This is a genomic window from Marinimicrobium sp. UBA4209 (genome assembly GCF_002381585.1).
GTDB classification, from domain to species: domain Bacteria; phylum Pseudomonadota; class Gammaproteobacteria; order Pseudomonadales; family Cellvibrionaceae; genus Marinimicrobium; species Marinimicrobium koreense.
The window spans coordinates 6293-6655 of record NZ_DFTP01000006.1 but is presented as its reverse complement, the minus strand read 5'-3'; the positions used below and the strand labels follow the sequence as shown (position 1 = coordinate 6655).

1 protein-coding gene is annotated in these 363 nt (G+C 62.0%); it reads left to right on the top strand.

Features of this window, described 5'->3' with window-relative positions:
* A partial coding sequence (locus B3187_RS01320) for a transcription termination/antitermination NusG family protein (protein ID WP_286804291.1) occupies window positions 1-355 on the top strand: 355 nt, incomplete at its 5' end.
* Between the last annotated feature and the right edge of the window lie 8 nt (window positions 356-363).

The window sequence follows — 363 nt, the reverse complement described above, 5'->3', positions numbered from 1 at the left end:
CGAGCCGTTATTCCCGCACTACCTGTTCATTCGTCTGGACGACGAGAGCAACTGGGGTGTCATCCGCTCCACGCGCGGCGTCGCCCAGGTGGTGACCTTCAATGGCGTGCCCAAACCGGTACCCGACGATATCATCGAAGGCCTCCGGCAACACTGCGCGCTGCTTAATGGCGCCGAGCCAGAACCCTTGTTCAAGGCAGGGGACCGGGTGGTGATCACCAAGGGCGCCTTCCGCGAACTGGAAGCGGTGGTGCATGCCACCAAAGGCGAGGAGCGGGTGGTCCTGCTACTCAACCTCCTCAACCAACCCCAGCACATCGAAGTCCCCACCCACTCCCTAAGTAGGTCGGATTAGCGCACAGC